General features: G+C 65.7%; 7 protein-coding genes. 1 reads left to right on the top strand and 6 read right to left on the bottom strand.

Annotated features, from left to right (window positions below; genetic code table 11):
• Positions 1–118: 118 nt before the first annotated feature.
• The 3 genes from AC3WLF_RS30785 to AC3WLF_RS30775 all read right to left on the bottom strand — a co-directional run bounded on the left by AC3WLF_RS30785 (position 119) and on the right by AC3WLF_RS30775 (position 2,004).
• The gene (locus tag AC3WLF_RS30785) at positions 119–532 is read right to left on the bottom strand and encodes an ExbD/TolR family protein (RefSeq protein ID WP_010814707.1); all 414 of its coding nucleotides are present in this window, start codon (positions 530–532) and stop codon (positions 119–121) included.
• A gap of 21 nt (positions 533–553) precedes the next feature.
• Positions 554–1,282 (bottom strand): MotA/TolQ/ExbB proton channel family protein, encoded by a 729-nt coding sequence (locus AC3WLF_RS30780; protein WP_492320553.1) that lies wholly within the window; start codon positions 1,280–1,282, stop codon positions 554–556.
• A gap of 62 nt (positions 1,283–1,344) precedes the next feature.
• Entirely contained in the window at positions 1,345–2,004 is a 660-nt protein-coding gene (locus AC3WLF_RS30775) for an energy transducer TonB (RefSeq protein WP_492320554.1), read from the bottom strand.
• Between the two features lie 485 nt (positions 2,005–2,489).
• On the opposite strand from AC3WLF_RS30775, the gene AC3WLF_RS30770 reads away from it, so the two are divergent.
• Positions 2,490–4,790 carry an AAA family ATPase gene (locus AC3WLF_RS30770; RefSeq protein WP_492320555.1) on the top strand — a complete coding sequence of 767 codons (2,301 nt, stop codon included), beginning with the start codon at positions 2,490–2,492 and terminating at the stop codon, positions 4,788–4,790.
• Positions 4,791–4,810: 20 nt separating this feature from the next.
• Here the strand turns inward: AC3WLF_RS30770 and murI are convergent, their stop codons facing one another.
• The 3 genes from murI to AC3WLF_RS30755 form a co-directional block, all read right to left on the bottom strand.
• Complete coding sequence (murI, locus tag AC3WLF_RS30765) at positions 4,811–5,620, bottom strand: glutamate racemase (RefSeq protein ID WP_340521636.1); 810 nt, start codon at positions 5,618–5,620, stop codon at positions 4,811–4,813.
• Between the two features lie 98 nt (positions 5,621–5,718).
• The gene (locus tag AC3WLF_RS30760) at positions 5,719–7,242 is read right to left on the bottom strand and encodes a fumarate hydratase (RefSeq protein WP_010814713.1); all 1,524 of its coding nucleotides are present in this window, start codon (positions 7,240–7,242) and stop codon (positions 5,719–5,721) included.
• Positions 7,243–7,442: 200 nt separating this feature from the next.
• Positions 7,443–7,985 (bottom strand): TIGR00645 family protein, encoded by a 543-nt coding sequence (locus tag AC3WLF_RS30755; RefSeq protein ID WP_340521633.1) that lies wholly within the window; start codon positions 7,983–7,985, stop codon positions 7,443–7,445.
• Positions 7,986–8,024: the final 39 nt, after the last annotated feature.

The following is an 8,024-nucleotide window of genomic DNA, read 5'->3' as shown; positions in this document are numbered from 1 at the left end:
GGCTTGCGGTTTACAACTGCTTCGGCGGCTAACAATGAAAAATGCCGTTCAGTCTTAACTGAACGGCATTACACCCTGAGGTGCCCTTTGTCGTTCCGGAGCGCCTGGCGGCGCGCGCTTACTGCTTGGGTTCGGTGATAAAGCCGATCTTGCCCAGGCCGCCGTGCTGCGCGGCGGCCATGACTTCGGCCACGCGCTCGTAGCGCACCTCGCGGTCCGCGCGCAGGTGCAGCTCAGGCTGCGGCTGCTGCTGCGCGGCCAACGCGATATTGCTTGCCAGCGTGGCCTGGTCCACTTCCACCTGGTTCCAGAAGACCTTGCCGGCAGCGTCGATCGAGACGTTGATGTTCTGCGGCTTCGGGTCGTTCGGGGTGTTGGTGGCGCGCGGCAGGTCGATCTTCACCGCGTGGTTGATCACGGGGATGGTGATGATGAAGATGATCAGCAGCACCAGCATGACGTCGACCAGCGGCGTCATGTTGATCTCGCTCATCACCTCGTCGTCGTCGCCGTCGAGAGTACCGAATGCCATGATGACTTCCTTGCTTGCGGTTTAGCGCTGTGCCGCGGCCAGGCGCACGGTGCCGTCCTCGGCGCGGGCGCCGGTGGGGCGCACGCGCGCACCGGTGACGAAGTAGGCGTGCAGGTCGTGGGCAAAGCGGTTGAGCTTCGAGATCACCGACTTGTTGCCGCGGGTGAGGGCGTTATAGCCCAGCACGGCGGGAATTGCCACGGCCAGGCCGAAGGCAGTCATGATCAGCGCCTCGCCCACGGGGCCGGCAACCTTGTCGATGGTCGGCACGCCCGAGGCGCCGATGCCGATCAGCGCGTGGTAGATGCCCCACACGGTGCCGAACAGGCCCACGAACGGTGCGGTCGAGCCCACCGAAGCCAGCACCGCCAGGCCCGATTGCATGTGCGCCACCGACTCGTCGATGGAGCTCTTGAGCGAGCGGGTCAGCCAGTCGGAGATGTCCATCACGTCGTGCAGCTGCGGCTGGCTGGCGCGGTGGTGCTGGGCGGCTTCCTTGCCGGCGATGGCCAGCGTGCGGAACGGGTTGGAATCGCCGGCGCCCAGGGTTTCGAGCGCGTGGTCGAAATCGTCCGAGTGCCAGAAGCGCTTTTCCGCGCCGTGCGCCATCTTCTTCAGGCGCACCAGATCCCACGCCTTGGTAAGGATCACGATCCATGAGGCGAGCGACATGATCAGCAGAATGATCGCGGTCGCACGCATGACGAAGTCGCCTTGCGTCCAGAGGTGGGAGAGTCCGAGGTCCTGCATGTGTTGGTTCCTGGTGAGTTCGCTTGGTTTAGGTCAGATCAGAGATCGGAAATCTGGGGCGGTCAGTTCAGTTCGAAGCCGATCGGCTGCTGCGCCGTGACGGCGACGGCGCGGCCGTTGTCCATGTAAGGCTTGCAGCGCATGGCCTGCACGGCCTCTACCGCGGCCTGGTCCAGGCGCGATGAACCGCTCGAGGATACGACGGAAGTCTTCACGACCTTGCCGCTTTCGTCGGTGGTCAGGCGCACCACGGCCTTGCCGGTCTCGCCCATGCGGCGTGACTGGGAAGGATACTTCGGTTGCGGCGCCGTGCACTGGATTTCGCCGATGCCGACTGCACGCGGCGCGGCGGATACCGGTGCAGGGGCGGGCTCAGGTGCCGGTGCCGGGGGTGCCGGCGGCGCGGGAGGAGCCTCGGGCGCGTTCGGTGTCGGCGGCAGGCTGGCTACCGGCTGCGGGGTTGGCTTGGGCTGCGGCGGGGTCGGCTTGGGCGTGGTCACCTTCACCTGCTTGGGCGGGGTTTCCTGTTTGGGCTTGGGTTTGGGCGGCTCCGGCGGGGCTTCCTGCTTGGGAGGCTCCAGCGGGATGATGCGCGCGACGATCTCCGGCGAGATCACCGCCTCGGTCAGCTTGCGGCCCAGGCCGCTTTGGATCAGGTAGAGCAGGCCGACGTGGAACAGCAGTACGGCGAGCGTAATCTTGAAGAAGCGTTGGTCGAACATGTGTCAACAACAAAAGTCTGCCAGCGGTGGCACCGCGGCGGCGCTGTGCGCCGTCACTTGCGATAAAACAGGATCAGCGAGATGCCGCAACCGACCAGCAGGCTAAGCAGCAATTCCATGATAAACGCTCCTTCAACTGGGTTGCCGTGGGAGCGCCACTCTGGGGCAGCGTGTCAGCGGGCTAGTATAAACGATAATGATTCTTATTTGTTGTGATTTGTGCGTCGCAACTGGAATTTTCTGGCCCGGCACGTTATACCGGCAAGTCCAGGCAGCATTTCGGGAGGTGATGCAGCGGTGCACGCGCGCTGGCGCGCTCTGGCACTTTGCCGTGCTTCGGTGCCCCAGGCCACAATCGGCGGCGCCCGTTGCGCACAGGCATGCGCGGTTGGTACCAAAGCGCGCTAGCATAGGAAGAAACTGCAGACGTGGCGGTGTCCGGTCGCGGCCCCGCCATCGCGCACAGCGCGCTCGGGGACCCGTCCATGGACTTCACACGTTTTGCTGAAGATGACCGATCGACGATTCTGCGCTCCATGCCTGGCACATCGTCCAGTTCAGCATTGGATTGGATGTGCGCCCAGTTTGCCCTGCGCGTGGTGTGCGCACTGGGTCCGCGCTTCAACCTGCGCAGCAATATCAACGATGTCCTGACCGTCAGCGCGCAGGAGATGGTGTGGCCGTACGGCGTGGTGCTGCGCGTGCAGCGCTTCCTGGCCGCGCGCTGCGCCGACATGCCCGCCTGGAAGGGCACCGCCCGCCTGACCCCTGAGGAATTCCTGGACCGCCACGGACAGTGGAACAGCGCTTTCGATGAGAGCGCGCTGTTCTATTACCTGGACGAGTACGTCAAGCACCACGCCAAGGACATGTTCGCCGTGTTCGACGCGTCCGCCGCTGCCATCGCCCAGCGCCTGGAAGGCGAGCGCGTGCTGCTGGTGCGCAATATCGACATGCTCAGCCATGTGCTGGACCTGCCCGAGCACGAGCGCAAGCTGCTGCTGTACGCGGCGCTGGCCAAGTACAAGCGCGACCTGCGCGCGGTGATGGTCGACTGCAAGGTGGCGCACAGCCAGGAGGCGTTCCAGATCCTGGCCGGCCTGACCGGCGCCGGCGCCGCCGACGTGGCTGCCTCGCTGCGGCCGGGCTCGCGGCTGGAGACGCTGAACCTGATCGAGCAGCCGCTGCCGGAAAACAGCGTGACCGACCTGGGCGACCTGATGCGGCTCTCGGACCGGCTGCTGCACGTGCTGCTGGGCAACTACGCCAACGAAGCCGAGATGATGGCGGTGTTCACGCGCCCGGCCGCGCCGCCCACGCTGACCACGGCCGACTATCCCCATGTCGAGACCGACGCGCGCTACCTGTGCGCGCTGCTGAGCAATGCCACGCGCCAGCATGCGAGCGGCGTCAACGTGCTGATCTATGGCCCGCCCGGCACCGGCAAGACCGAGTTTGCGCGGCTGCTGGCGCGCGAGGCGGGCTGCGAGCTGTATGAAGTCGATTGCCTGGACCGCGACGGCAACAGCCTGTCGGGCAAGGACCGCTACCGCTCGCTGCAGGTGTCGCAGGCCTTCCTGCGCGGGCGTGCCCATACCGCGCTGCTGTTCGATGAGGTGGAAGACGTCTTCCCGGGCAGCGCGCGCGAGCTGATGAGCCTGTTCGGCCAGGAAGACACGCGCGCCTCGGTCAACGGCAAGGCCTGGGTCAACCAGACGCTCGAGCAGAACCCGGTGCCGGTGATCTGGATCTCGAATTCGATCCGGCAGATCGACCCGGCCTACCTGCGCCGTTTCCAGTTCCACCTGGAGCTGAAGATCCCGCCGCCGCTGGTGCGCGAGAACATCATCCGCAAGCACCTGGGCGGGCTGGACGTCAGCGACGCCTTTATCACCGGGCTGGCCGGGCGCAAGACGCTGACGCCGGCGCAGGTGCAGTCGGCCGCGCGCTTTGTCGAGCTGGCGCGGCCCGACGTGGAAGAGCCGGTGGAAGCGCTGATCCTGCGCCAGCTGGAACACGCCGACCGCGCCATGGGGCTGCGCCCCGAGGCCGAGGCGCGCTCGGTGGTCACGCACTACCGGCTGGAGAACCTGCACCTTGAAACCCGCTACGAGGTGGTCAAGATCGTCGACGCGCTGCGCGTGCGCCAGCGCGGCACGCTGTGCTTCTACGGCCCGCCCGGCACCGGCAAGACCGCGCTGGCCGAGCATATCGCGGCCGAGCTGGACCTGCCGCTGATGATCCGCCGCGCCTCCGACCTGATGAGCAAATATGTGGGCGAGACCGAGCAGCAGATCGCCGCCATGTTCGCGCGCGCCGAAGAGGATGGGGCGGTGCTGCTGCTGGATGAGGCCGACAGCTTCATGCAGAGCCGCCAGCAGGCGGTGCGCAATTATGAGATCTCCGAGGTCAACGAGATGCTGCAGGGCATGGAGCGCTTTAACGGCATCTTTATCTGCACTACCAACCTGTTCGACCGCATCGATGAGGCCGCGCTGCGCCGCTTCTCTTTCAAGATCCGCTTCCTGGCGCTCAAGCCCACGCAGCGCGTGGCGATGTTTGTCGACGAGGCGCTCGACGGCGATGCCGCCGGCCTGACCGACAGCATGCGCCGTGAACTGGATGCGATGGATTGCCTGACGCCGGGCGACTTCGCCACGGTCAAGCGCCAGTGCGTGCTGTTGGGCGAGGCGCTGACGCCGGACGAGTTCCTGGCACAGCTGCGCCAGGAACACGCGATCAAGCCCGAGGTGCGGGAGCACCGGCCACTGGGCTTCCTGCAGTAGGGGAAGGCGCCGCTCAGAGGTCAGAGCGCCGGCGCCGGCTCGATCACCACGGTTTCCGCATCCGCTTCCACCTGCAACAGCGTGGCTGCCATCGCGCGCAGATGCGCGGCGTCCTTGGTCGAGGCAAAGCGGTCGTGCGGCGTGGCATCGGGCGCGGCGGCCAGCTTGTGTTCGGCCAGCTTGCGTGCCAGCTGGCGCGCAATGGCGCTGCCGGTGTCGACCAGTGCCAGCTGGTCGCCAACCATCGCCCGGATCGTGCCGGAGAGAAAAGGGTAATGGGTGCAGCCCAGCACCAGCGTGTCGGCGCCTGCCTCCAGCATGGGCGTCAGGTAGGCATCCAGGCGCTGGCGCACGGCCGGGCCGTCGGTCTCGCCTTGCTCGATCAGCGACACCAGCCCCAGGCCCGCCTCGCACAGGAAGCGGCTTTCGCCTTCCAGCGATGTCAGCAGCCGCGCGAACTTGGCGCTCTTGAGGGTATTGGCGGTGGCCAGCACGCCCACGACCTTGCTGCGGCTGGCCGCGGCGGCGGGCTTGAGGCCGGGCTCGACGCCGATGATCGGCACCGTCAGCCGCTCGCGTAGTGTCTGCACTGCATGCATGGTGGCGGTATTGCAGGCGATCACGAGCGCCTTGCAACCCTGGCCAAGCAGCCATTCGCAGGCCTGCAGCGTGCGCGCCTCGACAAAGGCCTCGGGCTTCTCGCCATAGGGCGCGTATTTTGAATCCGCCAGGTACAGCAGCGATTCATGGGGCAGCAGCGCGCGGATCTCGCGCAGCACGGACAGGCCGCCAAGGCCGGAATCGAAGACGCCGATGGGTGCGGGGTTCACTGGGGTGCGGGGACGACAAGAATCAAGGTAGAAAAAAACCGGGTCGGAACCCGGCTTCTTTTTCGAGCGCGACGGCAGATTCTACCGTCCTGCCAGGCTTACAGCGCGGCGACCGGGATCTTGCCGATCTTGGCCTGCCATTCCGCGGGGCCGGTCTTGTGCACCGAGGTGCCTTCGCTGTCCACGGCGACCGTCACCGGCATGTCCTTGACGTCGAACTCGTAGATCGCTTCCATGCCGAGGTCTTCGAAGCCGACCACCTTGGCTTCCTTGATCGCCTTGGCCACCAGGTAGGCGGCGCCGCCCACGGCCATCAGGTAGGCCGACTTGTGCTTCTTGATGGCCTCGATCGCCACCGGGCCGCGCTCGGCCTTGCCGATCATCGAGATCAGGCCGGTTTCGGCCAGCATCATCTCGGTGAACTTGTCCATGCGCGTGGCGGTGGTGGGGCCGGCCGGGCCGACGGCCTCGTCGCGCACCGGATCGACCGGGCCGACGTAGTAGATCACGCGGTTTTTGAAGTCCACCGGCAGCTTCTCGCCCTTGGCCAGCATGTCGGCGATACGCTTGTGCGCGGCGTCGCGGCCAGTCAGCATCTTGCCGTTGAGCAGCAGGGTCTGGCCCGGCTTCCACGAGGCGACTTCTTCCGGCGTCAGCGTGTTCAGGTCGACGCGCTTGGAGGTCTCGGTGTTCGGGGCCCACTCTACCTTCGGCCATTGCGACAGGTCAGGCGCTTCCAGCTTGGCCGGGCCGCTGCCGTCCAGCGTGAAGTGCACGTGGCGGGTGGCGGCGCAGTTGGGGATCATCGCGACCGGCTTGGACGCGGCGTGGGTCGGGCAGGCCATGATCTTGACGTCCAGCACGGTGGCCAGGCCGCCCAGGCCCTGCGCGCCGATGCCCAGCGCGTTGACCTTCTCGTACAGCTCGACGCGCAGTTCCTCGACCCAGTCCTTGGGGCCGCGGGCGATGATGTCCTGAATGTCGATGGACTCCATCAGCGATTCCTTGGCCATCACCATGGCCTTCTCGGCGGTGCCGCCGATGCCGATGCCCAGCATGCCCGGCGGGCACCAGCCGGCGCCCATGGTCGGCACGGTCTTCAGCACCCAGTCGACGATCGAGTCGGACGGGTTCAGCATCACGAACTTGGACTTGTTCTCCGAGCCGCCGCCCTTGGCCGCGACCTGGATGTCGACGGTGTTGCCCGGCACCACTTCGTAGTGGATCACGGCCGGGGTGTTGTCCTTGGTGTTCTTGCGGCCGCCTTCGGGCGGGCTGACGATCGAGGCGCGCAGCACGTTGTCCGGATGCGTGTAGCCGCGGCGCACACCCTCGTTGATCATGTCGGTCAGGCCCATGGTGGCGCCATCCCAGCGCACGTCCATCCCCACCTTGACGAAGATCGTGACAATGCCGGTGTCCTGGCAGATCGGGCGCTTGCCCTCGGCACACATGCGGCTGTTGGTCAGGATCTGCGCGATCGCGTCCTTGGCCGCCGGGCTCTGCTCCAGCTCATAGGCGCGGCCCAGGCTGGTGATGTAGTCCATCGGGTGGTAGTAGCTGATGTACTGCAGGGAGTCGGCGACGCTCTGGATGAGGTCTTCTTGCTTGATGACAGTCATTTTGTGGGGAGGGCAGCGGTGAAACACAGCCTGAAATCATACACTGAGCCGAGGCGCTCTGCCCGGCTGCATACATCCGTCTACAACCGATAATGTGCGGCAAACGCCGCTGCCTGCGCGGGGGCGGGCCCAAAAGCAAAAACCGCGGCACATGGCCGCGGTCTGGCTGGGACTAGGCGTCCGATGGCGCACGAATGTGATTAGTGCTTGGCAGGTGCGCCGGCCGGGTGCGACACCATCCGGTCCACCCAGGCCATGGCGACCGCCGACAGCAGGAAGGCAATATGGATGGCCACCTGCCACATGATGGTGTGCGTGGTCCGTTGCTCGGCATCGATAAAGGTCTTGAGCAGGTGGATCGACGAAATCCCGATCAGCGCCATCGACAGCTTGACCTTGAGCACCCCGGCGTTGACGTGGTCCAGCCATTCCGGCTCGTCCGGATGGTTGTCGATGCCCAGGCGCGAGACAAAGGTCTCATAGCCGCCCACGATCACCATGATCAGCAGGTTGGAGATCATCACCACGTCGATCAGGCCCAGCACCACCAGCATGATCTTGTTCTCGTCGAACTCGGTCACATGCGCCAGCAGGTGCCAGACCTCGACCAGGAAGTGGTAGACATAGACGCCCTGGGCCACGATCAGGCCCAGGTAAAGCGGCAACTGCAGCCAGCGCGACGCGAAGATGATGCTCGGGATCGGCCGCATGGTCTGCGGCCTGGTCATTGGATTGGAAGCCATGGGCGGGGCGGTGTCAGCGAGTTGAAAGGCGGCGTGGAT

The sequence above is a fragment of the Cupriavidus sp. FW306-01-F10A genome (assembly GCF_058782785.1).
Note: the sequence above shows the minus strand (reverse complement) of the source record. Positions and strands in the feature narration are given on the sequence as shown.